The sequence below is a fragment of the Lysinibacillus sp. FSL R7-0073 genome, assembly GCF_038009065.1.
GTDB classification, from domain to species: Bacteria; Bacillota; Bacilli; order Bacillales_A; family Planococcaceae; genus Lysinibacillus; species Lysinibacillus fusiformis.
The window spans coordinates 480,954-496,389 of record NZ_JBBPAS010000001.1 but is presented as its reverse complement, the minus strand read 5'-3'; the positions used below and the strand labels follow the sequence as shown (position 1 = coordinate 496,389).

The following is a 15,436-nucleotide window of genomic DNA, read 5'->3' as shown; positions in this document are numbered from 1 at the left end:
GTTCACTTGGATTCATAACCAAAAATTAAACTATAGTTTTCGTCAATAAAATTCGCCATCTGTATTGCATGAAATGACCAATGTTCCCCTATTCCTTTAGGGTAATAAACAAATCCACCATTTTCCGTGTCCAATATTTCTCTAAACTTGGATGGGAAAAGCACATATTCTTTAATCCAGTTGCGTTTTTTCTTAATACGTTGTTCTAATTCCGTCATTGTCCAGCAAATACCGCTTAAACTCTCATGTTTAAGTTCTTCAAGTTCCACTTTCTTAACCATCACGTAACCCTCTGGAACTGGAATTGTTAAATTAACTTGAAGTTGTTGCATCCATCCTCGCCCCACTTTCATATTGACTTACTTACATACCGTCATTGGCTCGGTATCACAGCGCATCAGATAAACTATCTATTAAGACCATCAAGAACCGTACTTTAAGTGCGGTTTGTTTGTAAATTTTTTTGTCGGCACTCTTAACTCGTCAATGTCATACTTCAATACATACGCTAGAGCAAACATGCTTACAGGTTTAACATCGACTTCGCCATTTTCCCAAGAGATTAAAGTACGTTTACCAATACCCAATTTCTCCGCTAATGCTTCTTGAGAGAAACCTCTTTCAACTCTAGCAGCCTTGATAGATAAAGTTTTTTCCATACTATCACCCCTCTCCAATATTTTCTTGTTTTTAATATAACGCCCTTAAAGTGCGGTGTCAACACTTAAAGTGCAGAAATAGCAGTTTATATGTTGCAGAAACTGCACTTTAAGAGTAAAATAGTATATAAGGAGGTGATAAAATTGCCAAAGAGAGAAATAACCGCTGCGGAACAAAGACAGATAGTTGCAAGGAATTTAACTAATCTATTGGATAAAAACAACAAGAAGAAAATTGATGTTTACAAGGATTTAGAAAAACATGGAGTTTCGGAGACTACTGTTTATAGTTGGTTCAACGGGAAAAAGTACCCTAGAATTGATAAGATTCAACTGTTAGCAGATTATTTCGGGGTGTTAAAATCTGATATTACTGAAGATAAAACTGTTTCATCGGAAGATAATAACTCTTATGTTTTACACAGAAAAAATGAATATCCCTATCTCCCAACCACTGTATCGGCTGGATTACCAATTAATATTGATGGATTAGACAATTTCGAAACTATTTCAATACCTGATGAATTGCTTGGAAAATATGCTGGGGATCAAGAGATATTCTTCATGAGGGTCAACGGAGATTCGATGAATAAGATAATTCCTCACAAATCACTTATAGGCGTTAAACCTGTAAAGATAAAAGAATTAAAAAATGAGGATATTGTTGTTTACAGTGAGAGCTTTGATTATTCAGTAAAAAGATTTTATCAAGATGGTAATAAGTTGATATTTAGACCAGAGTCTTTTGATAATTTATTTACAGACAATATAACAACTATTGAAAACGATGATTTGAGAATACACGGTAAAGTAGTAACTTATATTGTAAATTTACATTGATACTTAACGTTAAGCATTAAAAAGAAAGAGCAGGCTCATTCGCCTAGCTCTTTTCTTAAATCGTTGAGAGGAGAATACCATGGCGAGTTTCACGAAACGTGGAAAGACTTGGCAGTATACTATTAGTCGTATAGTTCAAGGTGAATCCAAACCTATACGCAAAGGCGGTTTCAAGACGAAGAAAGAAGCGCAGGTTGCTGCTGCTGAAATAGAGTCTAAAATAAATAAAGGACTTAATCCTGTAATAAAATTAGTGCCTATAGATGAATATTTTGAGCAATGGGTATCTATTTACAAATCCAATACCGCACCACCCACTAAAGTACATTACAAAAATACTTTGAAGGTAATCCGAAGACATTTTTCTAACACTCCTATACAACATATAAAAAAGAGTGATTACCAATCCTTTCTTAATGTGTATGGGAAAACGAAATCTAAAGAAACCGTAAAGAAGATCAATGCTCACATTAGAGCCTGTGTCCGTGAAGCTGTCGATGAAGGTATAATCCCCTCAGATTTTACCCGAAATGCTACAATTTCAGGACAAGACTCTAAAAAAAGCGAAGAAAAGCATATCAATTATACAGAAAGTAAGATGTTGTCCAAGTATCTTATTGAATCGTTAAAAGAAGATAACAGACCTGTATACTACATTCTATTATTAGCTTTAAAATCAGGGATGCGCTTCGCTGAAATAATCGCACTCACTAGAAAAGATTTTAATTTCAAAGATAATACTATTAACATTAATAAGACTTGGGGATATACAAATTCGTATGATGAAGGTACGAAAAAAACCAAGACGGAAAGTTCAAACCGTATAATTAAAATGGACAAGGTAACGATGAGTCTGTTAAATCATTTTTTTGAAGTTACACCTGAAAATATTCATAAATTGGTGTTTTATAATCCTGCTTCTAAATACAAAGTTTTCAGCAATACTGGTGTTAATAAAGCATTGAAAAAAATACTTCATGAATTAAAGATAGAAGAAATTTCAATTCATGGTTTGCGCCATTCTCATGCTAGTATTTTATTCTACAAAGGAATTTCTGTTCAGTATATTTCTGAAAGACTTGGACATGCGGATGCAGATACAACAATTCGGATTTACACGCATCTTATCAAAGAGCTTCGTGAAGAAGATGAAAATAAAACAGTTAACATTCTAGCTGCATTATGATTTTACACATATTTTACACATAGCTATTTACAAGTCCGCATGAATACTGATATGATTGCACTTGCTCTACGTGGTTCGTAACCATCCCACGAAAAAAAACTAAGGAGAAATGAATATGAAGATAAAATTTTTAGCAGCAAGTGGTATTATTGCGGCTCTATACATTGCTGTAACGATGCTTGTTGCACCATTTGGTTTTACAGAGGTGCAGTTCCGTGTATCTGAAATTTTCAACCATTTAGTGGCCTTTAATCCACGCTTTGCCGTTGGTATCATAATAGGGGTATTTATTTCTAATATCTTTTCACCACTTGGTATCTACGACTTAGTATTTGGTGTTGGCCATTCTATGATTACATTGGGATTGTTCATTTTGATCTGTAAATTTGTTAAAAATATTTGGGCACGTTTAATCATCAATACATTCTTATTTACATGCACAATGTTTATTATCGCCTTTGAATTGAATTTAGCCTTAGAGCTACCATTCTTTTGGACTTGGCTAACGGTGGCAGCAGGTGAATTCGTTGTTTTAGCGGTGGGTGCACCTATTATGTATATACTCAATAAACGCCTTCACTTTAAAGAAATGATTGAATAGACGAGTCTTACAAGATTCGTCTTTTTTTCTTGACAATATTCTGAAAACATTCTACAATTCTTTCTAATAAATGCGAAGAAGAAGAGTAGTAGCAAGCATCGTTACTTAAAGAGAGCTGGTGGTCGGTGTAAACCAGTAGTACGTACTTGTGAATGGACTTCAGAGCAGCCTTAATCCAATGTCAGGCCGATTTGCTCCCCGTTATCGGAGTTAGAAAGCGCGCATCTATTGCGAATAAAGGTGGCACCACGGTTACTCGTCCTTTTCATGAAGGATTGGAGTGGCTTTTTTTTATGAAAAAATGAGCGTAGAGGAGTCGAGGAAAGATGAGTACAGTAGCAGAGAATAAAGGATATTTCGGAGAATTTGGTGGAAGCTTCGTTCCAGAGGAGCTTCAACATGTATTAACTATTTTGGATGAAAATTTCCAAAAATTCAAAGAGGATGCAGACTTTAATACAGAATTGAATTATTATTTCAATGAATATGTCGGTCGCAAATCCCCTCTTTATTTTGCAGAAAATTTAACAAAGCAATTGGCTGGCGCAAAAATTTATTTAAAGCGTGAGGATCTTAACCATACGGGCTCACATAAAATCAATAATGTATTGGGTCAAATTTTATTGGCAAAACGTATGGGAGCAAATCGCGTTATTGCTGAAACCGGTGCAGGACAACACGGTGTGGCAACCGCAACTGCCTGTGCCATGTTCGGAATAGATTGTACTATTTATATGGGGTTAGAGGATACTAAACGTCAGGCATTAAATGTATTTCGAATGGAGCTTCTTGGAGCAAAGGTTGTAGCTGTTGATAAAGGGCAAGGACGTTTAAAGGATGCCGTTGATGAAGCATTTGCGGATTTGGTCAAAAACTATGAAACGACATTTTATTTATTGGGCTCTGCTGTTGGGCCACACCCATTCCCCTCAATGGTTAAACATTTCCAATCTGTTATTAGCCGCGAAAGCCGTGAACAAATTTTGGAGAAAGAAGGAAAACTACCAACTGCTGTCTTAGCTTGTGTCGGCGGTGGAAGTAATGCTATAGGGGCATTCGCAGAGTATATTGCTGATGAAAATGTTCGTCTTATCGGAATAGAGCCAGATCAAGCTGCTACACTTAACGAAGGAACTCCTGGGAAGCTACACGGCTTCAAATGCTTAGTGCTACAGGATGCAGAGGGAAATCCTCTACCAACATACTCAATTGCGGCAGGTTTAGATTACCCAGGTGCAGGACCTGAACACAGTCACTTAAAAACAATTGGTCGTGCAGAGTATGTTACTGTGACAAATGAAGAAGTCCTAGAGGCATTTCAGGTGCTCTCGAAGGTAGAAGGTATTATTCCTGCACTTGAAAGCTCTCATGCAGTTGCCCATGCACTAAAACTAGCGCCCACTCTTACAGCTGATGACATTATAATTATTAATATCTCAGGTCGTGGCGATAAGGACGTTGAGCAAGTTTTTCATATGTTAAATAAATAATTCAAACATGAAAGAGCGATTTCCTAATCTGGAAATCGCTCTTAAACTTACACTAATGATGTATTGTCTGCTGATCTTGGAATACAAGTATAAACGAACCCATTCCCATAAGCCTAGAGGTCGTAATAAAATATATATCCCCTTTTATTTCATAAAAGAAAAAAACGGATGAAGTCTATCTCTTCATCCGTTCAGTAGCTATTAGGAAATTGCCTTTTTATGCAGTTTAATTTTTAATTTCTCTAACATATCTACCGTCATTTTTGATAAATCGTACTCTACGTTAAAGCCCCACTCTTTTTGTGCTGCTTCAATATTTATTGAATTTGGCCAGCTATCCGCTATTGCCTGACGAACTGGGTCAACTTGATAGTTCATTGTAAAGTTCGGTAAATGTTTCTTAATTTCAGCTGCAATTTGCGATGGTTCAAAACTCATTGCTGTTATATTAAAAGCATTACGGTGAACAAGCTTACTACCATCGGCTTCCATTAAATCGACAATTGCCTGTAAAGCATCTGGCATGTACATCATATCCATATACGTACCTTCTTGAATATATGATGTATACTTTCCTTGTTCAATCGCTTCGTAGAAAATCTCTACTGCATAATCAGTCGTACCACCACCTGGGGGAGTTACATAAGAAATTAAACCTGGGAAACGGACACCACGTGTATCTACTCCAAAACGACTGAAATAATAATCACATAATAATTCGCCCGCCACTTTATTAACACCATACATAGTTGTCGGGCGTTGCAATGTATCCTGAGGTGTATCTTCCTTCGGTGTAGATGGCCCGAATGCCCCTATTGAACTTGGTGTGAAGAATTGCATATTTAACTCACGTGAAACTTCCAAAGAATTCATTAATCCACCCATATTTAAATTCCAAGCCAACAAAGGATTTCTTTCAGCTGTAGCTGATAATAGTGCTGCTAAATGCATCATTGTATCGGCACCAAAGTCCTTTGCTAAATCGTGCATTCTTTGTCCATCTGTAACGTCCAATATCTCAAACGGGCCCTCAGTATGGTCAAGCTTTCTAATGTCAGTAGCAAGTATATTGTCCTCCCCATAAATACTACGAAGTTTTTCTACAAGCTCAGAACCAATTTGACCAAGTGCTCCGGTAACCATAATTTTTTTCATTTCTCAAAACCTCCACATGTGAACAATTGTACTTCTAGAAAGTACAATAATATATTAATAAACATTGATTTAATAACACTTTCAATGAAATTCATTATAATGTGTTCGTTTTGAAAATACAACAATTATATTAAAAATATACATAAAAGAAACATACTATCCCTTACTTCTCAGTATATGAACATTTTAAATTATTGTGCTACAAAAATATATTAAATACATTTGTACACTCAGAAAGAACAGTTTCAAAACTCTCCTCCAACAAATTATTAGAACAAATAAAAAGAATCCTCTTTGCTAACTTCGCAAAGAAGATTCCATAGCCCATTAAGATATGAATGACTAAATTATATTGAAAAACGTTTAACGGCTATTTGTAGCACTTTCGATACCTTTCGTAATTCTTTAATATAATTGTGGAATTGTTGCTGTGCTGTTAATTGATCGGCAGTTAAAGCAGCGACATGCTTCGTCGATACAGTATTCGTATCAGATAACGATGTCAACATAACCGCATCATCACTAACAGTTTTTGTATGATTGGCAATTTCTTGAACTGTAGAAGATACTTCCATAATATAAGGCTTGATTGTATGTACTTTTTCTAAAATCTGATCAAAACTAGACGCCGTTTGTCCTGTTACAGCAACGCCTTTTTCGGTTGCCACTAGCACGCCTTCCATCATTTGTACTGCATAGCTTGAATCTAGATGAATGTTTTGTACAATGGACGTAATGGTTTGCGTTGAATGGACGGTTTGCTCCGCAAGCTTACGTACCTCATTCGCTACTACCGCAAATCCCTTGCCATGCTCGCCCGCTCTTGCCGCTTCAATCGATGCATTTAACGCTAATAGATTTGTTTGTGCTGTTATTTTTTCAATAACCTCAATCATTTGATCGATAGATGATGCTCGTTCGACTAAATTAAAGATGGCTGTATTGGATTTCTCGACAGCTTGCTTAATTGTCTGCATTTGTGCTAAATTGGCTTGTACAATTTCAGTTCCGCTTTCCGCATCTCGAGCAGTTTTATGAGCGAAATTTTCCACAATTTGAATTTTCTCTAATATGACTTGTACATCATTTAAAACTTCTTCTAAAGATGATGTATTGGAAGCCAATTTATTAGTAGACGCTGCCGTTGAATCTGAAATAGACTGTACATCTTTTGCTATTTTCAATGTCGTTGTTGAAGATTCCTCTGAGGACTCCTGTAATTTCCCGGTCATTTCCTCCACTTCGTAGGCACTGTCCGTAACTGTATGGAGCAAACGTTTCACTTCTGTGACCATTTGATTGTAAGACAGCACTACCTCACCAAGCTCATCATGGGCCACATAACTTGCATTGGCAGTGAAATCACCCTGTTCAGCCTGTTTTAATAATGATTTCAATTGCCGTGTGGGGACATTGACCGCCTTTGTTGCTATAAACCCTATAATAATAACTAGAATCACAACTGTTAAACACACACCACCAAGCAACCAATAACCAAATTGTACATCTTCTTGATAGGACTGTTGTTGGTCTTTTGCTCGTTGAACAAGATAGTTTTGTGTTTCTTCTAATAATGAATGAATTTCCTGACTTATTGATAGAAACGTCTGCGAATAAAATTTCTCTTGTTCACTTTGGGTCAATTGCTGGTAGCCCTCAATCAATTCTCTCTGCTTCCCTAGCAAGGACTTATACTTATTAATTTGATGACTCATTTTTTTATCAATTTCTTGGCTTTTTAAATGGTCTAACGGCTTATCCACGTCTTTTAAAATGGCTGACATTCCTGTATAATCGCCATCAGAATCGACGATAAAATCTAATTGACGTTGCGATTCTTCCAGCTCATTTAGCCACCCAATTGGAACAAGCCCCTGTTTGTAACTCTCACTTGCATGCCACGACATTTTCCTTAAATAATCCACACTAAATACACCTAGCAATACATTCGATAATACACAAACAATCATAAGTACAAGCAACTTGTCCTTCACCTTGATGAAACGAAAAAAATGCATGATCTCTGGCTCCTCCTCCAACTCTTACCAATAATGATAGTATGAAGATATAAAGCCAGTGTTATGTTTTTGTAAAGATTAGACGAAGAATTAAGAAATTATGCCCATTCACTATCCCCAAATAGGTAATTTACCGCACAAATCGATTCATGCCATTATCCCTTATTTACATCATGTAAATAGTTGCAACCTTCCACACATTACCAGCGTTTATAGTATTAACTACAGAAAGAAGGTGTTACATTTGTCGCAGCTTAAGAAATTGGATGGAAGTTTAGTTGTGAGCCTCTTTTTACTTGGAGGTTTTAGCTGTCTTTTTGTCCATTCTAGCAGTGTCAATTTCGGACAATATGCCAGTTCCTTCATTGTGAAGCAATTTATCTTTTATCTTATTGGATTTATGGTCATGTTTGGGATTTCCTTACTTGATATTGAACAATTAAAAAAGATTGGATGGCCGATTTATGGATTAGCCGTAGCATTAACTGCTGGACTCATAGTAGCACCAGAGAGTATTGCGCGGACAATAAACGAAGCTAAATCTTGGTATCAAATACCCTTTCTAGGTTCTCTTCAGCCATCTGAGTTTTTAAAATTCGCCTTTTTAATTGTTGTGAGCAAAATCATTATCTCTCATCAAGAGAAAAATGTACGTCCTTCTTATCTAGCTGATTTATGGCTATTTGTGAAAATTGGACTCATTGTCCTTCCTCCTTCGCTCCTTGTTTATAAACAACCCGACACAGGCATGGTTATGTTATACATGGCAATGATTCTACCCATGTTATTTTTCTCAGGCATACATAGGAAATTACTGATTGTATTTACGGCCATACCTCTAGTTCTAATCAGTACAGTAGTAGTACTTTATGTCAGATTTAATGATTTTTTTACAGAAAAAATTTTAGGTGCCCTATCAGGACATCAAGTATCTCGTATTTATGGCTGGCTACAACCTTATGATTACATAGATTCTTCGTTTCAGGTTCGCCAAGGCTTTTTAGCCATTGGGTCGGGTGAATTTTTTGGGAAGGGCTATCTGAATAATAATGTTTATGTACCAGAGAAGCATACTGATTTTATTTTTTCTGCAATTGCCGAGGAATTAGGGTTTGCTGGCGGGGCATTTGTCATTGCTTTACTGTTTTTTGCCATCTACAGGATTGTTCTTATTACTGTTGAAGCAAAAGACCCTTTTATGACATTAATGGGCGCAGGGATATCAAGCTTATTAGCCTTCCAAATTACTCAAAATATTGGCATGACACTTGGACTTTTACCGGTCACTGGAGTTACTTTACCTTTCTTAAGCTACGGGGGTAGTTCACTATTGTCAAATTTCATGCTAATGGGAATTGTCATGATTATTCATAAATCCTATAAGGGGTATATGTTTAAAAGAGAAGATTAACAAAATGCAAGTAGAGAAGGATATTCTCTACTTGCTAGATAAAAGGGGGGATTCATCTTAATTTAAAAACTCATGGATACTTTCATTATAGTGATCTATAAATATTTCAGCTTCCTTACTTGGTAATTTTAATGCGGCTAACGCGGCGCCACCTACCGGTAAGCTGGAGGCACCCATAAAGTCATACTGATTTCTATACTTTTTATCCAGCACAGCTAGTTTTTCAATAAATAATGGCAATTCCTTAAAAACCCCACCCGATAACACGACTTTGACACGTTCAGCTAAGAATGGATTTTTTTTGTAACAAGCATCGATGCTTTGATAAAAAATATGGCACACTTCATCTATAATAGTATTAGCTTCTATATCTCCACGTTTTGTGCACTCTATCGCTACTTTACTTAAAGGAGCAATTATATCTCGTGGATGCCCTTCACCATAAACAATTTCAATAATTTGTGGCACAGATTGCACTTGAAAATAGTCTAATACGGCGCCAGTTAATATCGTTTCAGGACCTCTTTTATCAAATTCTTTAAAAACCGCCTTTAATGTGCGAATACCTATATCATAGCCACTGCCCTCATCATCAAATATATAACCCCATCCAGCTGTCCGCTCAATTCTTCCAGCTGAATCTATGCTTAATGTAATCGCCCCTGTACCCGATATTTGAACAACGCCAGGTTGACCTAATGTTCCTGCATACAGTGCGTTCAATCCATCATTTGATAAAGTTAATTGACAGCCTTCTGGTAAAAGCGATGTTAATAATGTCTGTGTAATGTCCTCATTATTATTTTCTGTCACACCAGAAAGTCCCGCATGGCATTTTGTTAGTTGATGAAAATGATGAGGCAGTTGATTCTTCAATTGATTGATAAGATCTGTTATCGTCTGCGTAAATTGCTCGATGTTCATGGATGTAGGGTTACTTTTACCCGTTTTTGCGAGGGCTATTACTTGCCCACTGAATGTAGAGATGGTAGCAATTGTCTTCGTTCCACCACCGTCAATTGCCAAAACATACAAGTGCCTTCACCTCTATACGATTTTAATTGTGGAAACGATTTCGCCTACCTCATGCCCTGCGTCATTTCGCACAAAGGAAGGCGATAATGCTTTTATTCGCTCAATTGTTTCAACATTTGAATACTGAATTTGCTCTAACACAGAAGCAATTACATTTGGCCATGGACTTTCTGAGCCATTCATAATTTTCAGGGCAAAGCTTACCCCTTCGTTTCGTAGAGCAAAACAATATACGCCCTGCGCTCCACCCTTTGCTACAATATTAGGGTCTTTTAATAATGCTGTACAAATAAAATTTTGAGCTGCGATAATTTGATTTTCTTGATTCATAACTGTCGTAAGCTTTTTTACCGCCTCACGAACTTGATCATCATCAATCAATTCTGGTCGTGCTAGCTTTAAATAGGCTATAGCCATATTTTTTAGTGGAATCGCAAATACAGGCGCACCACAACCATCTATTCCTGTGCGAATTTTCCCCTCATCATATTCACTTAAATAAGCAATGTATTTTTTTATCATTTGCTGTAATGGATGATCTGGATGACAATACTGTTGAAAATTATAGCCATTCGCCAGACAAGCAGTTAAAAATCCTAAATGCTTACCTGCGCAATTATGAAGTAGCTTCCTTTTTTGGAATCCCTGTTGAATATATAGCGTTTTTGGTTCTTCGTTAAGTGGATATGACGCTGCACAAATTAGATCATTTTCACCAACAGGAATTTTCTCCAGCAAAGAGGTCAATGCCTCTTGATGGTATATTTCGCCTCTTTGCGATGCCAAAAACAATGCACTTTCTGTTGAAGTTATCTCATACTTTTCTATAAAATCAGTCATGAAAATTGGAATGGCTTGAAATGGTTTTGCTGCAGAACGAAAATACACAGGCTCATAATCTTGACCAACTGAAACGAATTCTTCCTTCGCTAGATTCACAGCACTCATTTGTCCATAATGCACATTTTCCATTAATCCTGAACGATACTCTTTCAAAAATTCTGAGTAAGCCACGAATCAACCAACCTTTCTTTAAACAGACAGCAGCTGCTTTTGTGCCTGTAATGCTGCTCCTTTGACCACGCCCTCTTTTAATTGGTTTGAAAACTGTAAAACAAAATGAGGTTGTAGTTCTTTCCATATATATTGTTTGCATTTTTCACTAAAGAGTTTTTGAAATGTTACATTGTGCTCAATAATTTCACCGCTAACAATAACGGCTTCCGGTTCATATAAACACACCAAATTATTGATAGCAATAGCTAGGTATGTAGCTACATCTTGTTGAATGTCCACTGCCCATTGTTCGCCTTGATCAACACACTGTAGAATCTCTTCTATTGATTGAATATTTAGATTTTTAGGCGTTCTATTTAGTAAGCTCACTTCTGAAATATACATCGACAAGCACCCTCGTTTACCACAGTGACACATTTCACCAAAGGGATTAATCGTTATATGACTTATTTCTCCCGCTTTATTTTGAATGCCACGATACACTTCTCCATTTAGTAATATGGATGCTCCGACGCCCGTTCCCATGCCTACTAAAATACAATTTGAATAAAGAGGCGTATAGATATCACCAATTTCAGCAATGATTTGCATTTTCAATTCATTATCTACGATAACTTCACAATCAAAAACACCATTTAAGTCCTCTCTTATACGACAGTTTTCCCATTTTAATTGCTCAGAAGAAACTATAATACCTTCTTCGTTATTAATGACACCTGGTACCCCTATTCCAATGCCTAATAATTTTCCCTGAGCAATCTGATATTCTGACATAATAGTAACTATGGATCGTTTTAGTAGATGGATAGCTTCCTCATAACGATGCTTGATGCTGCATTTGATTTCCTGAAAGGCGATCAGTTTTCCTAAAAAATCTAATATACCAAGTCGAATTGTAAAACAATCTATCTCGATCCCTATAGTATATAAAGCATCTTCACGCATATGAATTAATGTAGGCCGTCTACCAATGGCAGTTTCCTCTGAAACCCCTTCAAGTATAAAGCCTTCCGCTTCTAGCTCCTGCACAATACGAGTAATAGTCGTAGGACTCATTTTTGTATATTTTGATAATTGAATTCTTGAAATTGGTGCCATCTGCCTGATTGCGTCAAGCACAATATACTTATTTTGTCTTCTCATTTGTACTTGATCTTGCTTTTTCAAATTAGATTCATCCCCTATTTAAACATTTCTATGAATTGTACAGCCTCTCTGATGTCTTTTTCGGGATTTGATCTCACTTCTCGTTCAATAGTTAAATAGCCATTGTATCCGATTTCATGTAAAGCTGAAAAATAAAGCTCGAAATTGACATCTCCCTGACCTAGTGGAAGCTCTCTAAAGAAATCCCCATTTTCCACCATTTCTTCTATCTTATCATGAGATGTTCCAGAATCGTATCCTAAGTACCCATACACGTCTTTTGGATTCGTTTGCTGTAATTGAATGCCATCCTTCACATGTGTATGTACAATATAATTTCTTAAAAGCTTCACTCCCGCCACAGGATCATCTTTGGTTACCATTACCATATTGGCAGGATCAAAATTAACTGATACACCATCTGTTGATAGTTTATCTAAAAATCTCTTTAATGTTTGACTCGTCTCGGGTCCTGTTTCAATTGCAAAATAAGCATCTAGTGATGTAGCAAATTGCCCTAATTCTTCACATGCCTCTAGCATAGTTTGATAGATGGGATCATTCTCATCTTCAGGAATGACCCCAATATGGGTCGTAACGATCGATGTACCAAGATCTTTTGCTAATTGCATAATATCCTTCGATTTTTTTATTTTCCATTCATTTTCATGTTTATCTTGAAACCCATGTCCTCCCAAATCTCCACATAATGCTGAAATTTCGAGCCCTAAATCTAAAATATATTGTTTCAATTCCGTTCTTTGTGCAGCATTTAAATGATTCGGATCTAGCTCACCTGAAACTGCATACATTTGGACACCATGTGCACCGACCTCCTTCGCCTTTAGCAATCCCTCACGAATAGGCAATCTAAAGCTGTCTACAATCACACCAATTCTATTGTTCAATTTCACCATTTTAATATACGACTTCCTTTCCTTGTCTTGCAGAAATATAAATCCCCTCTAAAATCTTCATAATTTCTACCCCATCCTCCACAGGTGCCACTGAATCATATTGATGAAGACAGCAATCAACAAACGTATTGATTTCATTCTGAAAGGCTGTTACAAAATCAAAGGATAGATCATTAATTTGAGGATGAATATTTAAAATGGTGTTATGCTCCTCGCTTACAATTTTCAGCTCAGGCTCTAGCTCTGCTCCCCCATTTGTGCCATATAATTTAATGCTCATTTCATCTTTTATAGCATGTAGCGTATAGGAAACATCCACCATTAATGAAGCCCCGTTCTCAAATGTTATAAGGGCGTTCGCTAAGTCCTCAACTGTATTTTTAGTAGCATCATAGTCTGCCGCTTTATAAAAAGATAAATGTTCAATATGATTTCTATTTCCTAATTGATTATAGGTGTGACCTGTTACACGCTTCACTTTCGGTCTTCCCATTAAGTACCAGCATATATCAATAACATGGACACCTAAATCTATTAATGGGCCACCTCCAGATTTCTCGATTTCTGCAAACCAACCTCCTGGATTACCTAATCTTCTTAAGCAAGAAGCTTTCGCATAATAAATATCGCCTAATTTATTATCATCTATGAACTGTTTCAGCACCTTTGTATTCGTTGCAAAACGTCTTACATAGCCAACCTGAAATACTTTACGATGCTTTTCGGCAACCTTTTGAATGTTTAAAGCCTCCGCATAAGTCATAGATAAGGGTTTTTCGATAAGCACATGTAAATCATTTTCTAAAGCGAGAATGGCGAGCTCTGCATGTGTATTATTCCATGTACAAATACTGACAGCCTCTACATTTTTATCTGCAAATAATGCTTCTTTAGAAGAGAAAACATGAGTGGCTCCAAATTGTGCAGCTTTTGCTTTCCCCCGCTCAATTGAAGTATCATACACGCCATATAACTCAACCAATGGATTTTTCATATAAGAGCCTAAATGATAATCCGAAATAGAGCCTGTTCCAATTACACAAACTTTTAATTTGTCCATGTTCTTCCCTCCTTAAAGCTTACATTCATCCCATAAACGACGAACATTATCCATCCCTATTTTTGAACCAACCTGACAATCCTCCATACCTTCAAACTCCACCGTAATATAACCATCGTATCCATAGCCTTTGACAAGCTTTATAATTTCTCGAATATTAATATCACCATGTCCGACAATTGCTCCTCGGATGTAATTGTTATGAACTGTACGGAACCATTCGCCATCACCAGGATTTTCAAAATAAGGACGAATATAAAAATCTTTAAAATGCACGGTAGCAGCATAGGATATATTTTTCATAACACCGATAAGAGGCTCTTCATCTATACATAAAAAATTCCCGATATCTAATGTAGTTTTAAAGTTGTCTCTGTTAACGGCTTGAATTAATTGTTGTACACGATCACTTGTTTGAACATTAAAGCCATGGTTTTCAATAGTTGTGGTGATATTGAATTGCTTCGCATAATCTGCAATCAATTGACATCCCCTTACCATTTCATCAAAATGTTCATTGTAATAATGAATGGTTGTTTGCTCCTTTGGTAAAGTAAAAAGTGTAACGTCATGGCGCATAATTTTGATACCCATACGATGTACAACATCTACGTGTTTCTTTAAGCGCTCCACCTCTTCAAAAAAGGCTTCCTCAGTCTCATGAATAAAGTTTGCTGGTAATGAGTAGGCAGATAACTCCAATCCTAGCTCCGCAGCTTTATCTTTTATTTGAGTGGCGAGCTCATCATTATCTACCACTGTGAATTCATAGGGCACTAACTCTACATGCTGACCACCATTGTCCGCTACCCATTGTAAAACATCTAGAACACTCATTTCCCCCTGCTTCATTTTTTTGACCATACTGTATGTGCTTAAGCCTACTTTCATTTAAAACATC

General features: G+C 36.6%; 15 protein-coding genes, 1 riboswitch and 1 other annotated feature. Of the genes, 5 read left to right on the top strand and 10 right to left on the bottom strand.

Annotated features, from left to right (window positions below):
• Positions 1-2: 2 nt before the first annotated feature.
• Together MKY88_RS02335 and MKY88_RS02330 are read right to left on the bottom strand one after the other, a co-directional pair.
• On the bottom strand, positions 3-332 hold the full coding sequence (locus MKY88_RS02335; RefSeq protein WP_340812913.1) for a DUF771 domain-containing protein: 330 nt from the start codon (positions 330-332) through the stop codon (positions 3-5).
• A gap of 90 nt (positions 333-422) precedes the next feature.
• Positions 423-659: a helix-turn-helix transcriptional regulator gene (locus tag MKY88_RS02330; protein ID WP_340812912.1), complete on the bottom strand. Its 237-nt coding sequence runs from the start codon at positions 657-659 to the stop codon at positions 423-425.
• 144 nt (positions 660-803) lie between these two features.
• Between MKY88_RS02330 and MKY88_RS02325 the strand changes: the two genes are divergently transcribed.
• The 4 genes from MKY88_RS02325 (at position 804) to trpB (ending at position 4,776) form a co-directional block, all read left to right on the top strand.
• Positions 804-1,499 carry a LexA family transcriptional regulator gene (locus MKY88_RS02325; RefSeq protein WP_340812911.1) on the top strand — a complete coding sequence of 232 codons (696 nt, stop codon included), beginning with the start codon at positions 804-806 and terminating at the stop codon, positions 1,497-1,499.
• A 79-nt stretch (positions 1,500-1,578) separates the two neighbouring features.
• A complete protein-coding gene (locus MKY88_RS02320; RefSeq protein WP_340812910.1) occupies positions 1,579-2,685 on the top strand; it encodes a site-specific integrase in 1,107 nt (368 codons plus the stop codon).
• A gap of 64 nt (positions 2,686-2,749) precedes the next feature.
• A riboswitch (PreQ1 riboswitch) is annotated at positions 2,750-2,794 on the top strand.
• 6 nt (positions 2,795-2,800) lie between these two features.
• Entirely contained in the window at positions 2,801-3,286 is a 486-nt protein-coding gene (locus MKY88_RS02315) for a QueT transporter family protein (RefSeq protein WP_025115449.1), read from the top strand.
• A gap of 66 nt (positions 3,287-3,352) precedes the next feature.
• Positions 3,353-3,553: a binding site (T-box leader), on the top strand.
• A gap of 59 nt (positions 3,554-3,612) precedes the next feature.
• Positions 3,613-4,776 (top strand): tryptophan synthase subunit beta, encoded by a 1,164-nt coding sequence (gene trpB / locus MKY88_RS02310; RefSeq protein ID WP_193830853.1) that lies wholly within the window; start codon positions 3,613-3,615, stop codon positions 4,774-4,776.
• A gap of 201 nt (positions 4,777-4,977) precedes the next feature.
• On the opposite strand, the gene MKY88_RS02305 is transcribed toward trpB, so the two are convergent.
• Both MKY88_RS02305 and MKY88_RS02300 read right to left on the bottom strand, forming a co-directional pair.
• Positions 4,978-5,931, bottom strand: a complete 954-nt coding sequence (locus tag MKY88_RS02305; RefSeq protein WP_193830852.1) for an L-threonine 3-dehydrogenase — start codon at positions 5,929-5,931, stop codon at positions 4,978-4,980.
• 347 nt (positions 5,932-6,278) lie between these two features.
• The gene (locus tag MKY88_RS02300) at positions 6,279-7,949 is read right to left on the bottom strand and encodes a methyl-accepting chemotaxis protein (protein WP_193830851.1); all 1,671 of its coding nucleotides are present in this window, start codon (positions 7,947-7,949) and stop codon (positions 6,279-6,281) included.
• Between the two features lie 244 nt (positions 7,950-8,193).
• On the opposite strand from MKY88_RS02300, the gene MKY88_RS02295 reads away from it, so the two are divergent.
• The gene (locus MKY88_RS02295; RefSeq protein ID WP_069479937.1) at positions 8,194-9,360 is read left to right on the top strand and encodes an FtsW/RodA/SpoVE family cell cycle protein; all 1,167 of its coding nucleotides are present in this window, start codon (positions 8,194-8,196) and stop codon (positions 9,358-9,360) included.
• 57 nt (positions 9,361-9,417) lie between these two features.
• Here MKY88_RS02295 and MKY88_RS02290 read toward each other — a convergent pair whose 3' ends face one another.
• Genes MKY88_RS02290 through MKY88_RS02265 form a run of 6 tightly spaced genes read right to left on the bottom strand, consistent with a single transcriptional unit; the run spans position 9,418 to position 15,426 of the window.
• Positions 9,418-10,395: an N-acetylglucosamine kinase gene (locus tag MKY88_RS02290; RefSeq protein ID WP_340812909.1), complete on the bottom strand. Its 978-nt coding sequence runs from the start codon at positions 10,393-10,395 to the stop codon at positions 9,418-9,420.
• A gap of 12 nt (positions 10,396-10,407) precedes the next feature.
• Positions 10,408-11,409, bottom strand: a complete 1,002-nt coding sequence (locus tag MKY88_RS02285) for an asparaginase (RefSeq protein ID WP_069479935.1) — start codon at positions 11,407-11,409, stop codon at positions 10,408-10,410.
• Positions 11,410-11,427: 18 nt separating this feature from the next.
• The gene (locus tag MKY88_RS02280; RefSeq protein ID WP_069479934.1) at positions 11,428-12,579 is read right to left on the bottom strand and encodes an ROK family transcriptional regulator; all 1,152 of its coding nucleotides are present in this window, start codon (positions 12,577-12,579) and stop codon (positions 11,428-11,430) included.
• A 14-nt stretch (positions 12,580-12,593) separates the two neighbouring features.
• Positions 12,594-13,475, bottom strand: a complete 882-nt coding sequence (locus tag MKY88_RS02275; protein ID WP_340812908.1) for a sugar phosphate isomerase/epimerase family protein — start codon at positions 13,473-13,475, stop codon at positions 12,594-12,596.
• 1 nt (position 13,476) lies between these two features.
• Positions 13,477-14,535, bottom strand: a complete 1,059-nt coding sequence (locus MKY88_RS02270) for a Gfo/Idh/MocA family protein (protein ID WP_193830848.1) — start codon at positions 14,533-14,535, stop codon at positions 13,477-13,479.
• A gap of 12 nt (positions 14,536-14,547) precedes the next feature.
• The gene (locus MKY88_RS02265; protein ID WP_193830847.1) at positions 14,548-15,426 is read right to left on the bottom strand and encodes a sugar phosphate isomerase/epimerase family protein; all 879 of its coding nucleotides are present in this window, start codon (positions 15,424-15,426) and stop codon (positions 14,548-14,550) included.
• Between the last annotated feature and the right edge of the window lie 10 nt (positions 15,427-15,436).

What these genes read in the sequence shown, in the direction of transcription:
- MKY88_RS02300 (WP_193830851.1), bottom strand. Translation starts at nt 7,949, where the DNA reads ATGCATTTTTTTCGTTTCATCAAGGTGAAGGACAAGTTGCTTGTACTT.
- MKY88_RS02315 (WP_025115449.1), top strand. Translation starts at nt 2,801, where the DNA reads ATGAAGATAAAATTTTTAGCAGCAAGTGGTATTATTGCGGCTCTATAC.
- trpB (WP_193830853.1), top strand. Translation starts at nt 3,613, where the DNA reads ATGAGTACAGTAGCAGAGAATAAAGGATATTTCGGAGAATTTGGTGGA.
- MKY88_RS02335 (WP_340812913.1), bottom strand. Translation starts at nt 332, where the DNA reads ATGCAACAACTTCAAGTTAATTTAACAATTCCAGTTCCAGAGGGTTAC.
- MKY88_RS02265 (WP_193830847.1), bottom strand. Translation starts at nt 15,426, where the DNA reads ATGAAAGTAGGCTTAAGCACATACAGTATGGTCAAAAAAATGAAGCAG.
- MKY88_RS02275 (WP_340812908.1), bottom strand. Translation starts at nt 13,475, where the DNA reads ATGGTGAAATTGAACAATAGAATTGGTGTGATTGTAGACAGCTTTAGA.
- MKY88_RS02305 (WP_193830852.1), bottom strand. Translation starts at nt 5,931, where the DNA reads ATGAAAAAAATTATGGTTACCGGAGCACTTGGTCAAATTGGTTCTGAG.
- MKY88_RS02270 (WP_193830848.1), bottom strand. Translation starts at nt 14,535, where the DNA reads ATGGACAAATTAAAAGTTTGTGTAATTGGAACAGGCTCTATTTCGGAT.
- MKY88_RS02330 (WP_340812912.1), bottom strand. Translation starts at nt 659, where the DNA reads ATGGAAAAAACTTTATCTATCAAGGCTGCTAGAGTTGAAAGAGGTTTC.
- MKY88_RS02320 (WP_340812910.1), top strand. Translation starts at nt 1,579, where the DNA reads ATGGCGAGTTTCACGAAACGTGGAAAGACTTGGCAGTATACTATTAGT.